General features: G+C 65.1%; 1 protein-coding gene. It reads left to right on the top strand.

Going from position 1 to position 564, the window contains the following annotated elements; translation table 11 throughout:
• On the top strand, positions 1-564 hold a 564-nt coding region (locus tag DAI20_RS20040), incomplete at both ends, for a cobalamin-dependent protein (protein ID WP_205781534.1).

Here is a 564-nt window from a genome sequence, read left to right as displayed (position 1 = left end):
AGCGGCGACACCGCCAAGAGCAACGGCAAGATCATCATGGCCACGGTGAAGGGCGATGTGCATGACATCGGCAAGAACATCGTCGGCGTGGTCCTGGCCTGCAACAACTTCGAGGTCGTCGATCTTGGCGTGATGGTGCCGGCACAGAAAATCCTCGATGCCGCCCGCGAACACAACGCCGACCTGATCGGCCTGTCTGGACTGATCACTCCATCGCTGGAGGAGATGAGCCACGTCGCCCGCGAGATGCAGCGCCAGGGCTTCGAGCTGCCGCTGCTGATCGGTGGCGCCACTACCTCGCGTGCGCATACCGCGCTGAAGATCGACCCGCATTACAAGGCGCCCACGGTGTGGGTGAAGGATGCCTCGCGCGCGGTCGGAGTGGCCCAGTCGCTGATCTCGCGTGACCTGCGCGATGCCTTCGTGGCCGCCAACGAGGCCGACTATGCCGAGATCCGCGCCCGCCACCGAAACCGTGGCGACGCCAAGCGCCTGGTCACGCTGGAACATGCACGCGGGCAGAAATTCCAGGGAGGATGGGACAGCTACACGCCGCCGGCACCG

This window comes from Planctomonas deserti, from assembly GCF_003067705.1.
In the GTDB taxonomy this organism is placed as follows: Bacteria; Actinomycetota; Actinomycetes; order Actinomycetales; family Microbacteriaceae; genus Planctomonas; species Planctomonas deserti.
Note: the sequence above shows the minus strand (reverse complement) of the source record. Positions and strands in the feature narration are given on the sequence as shown.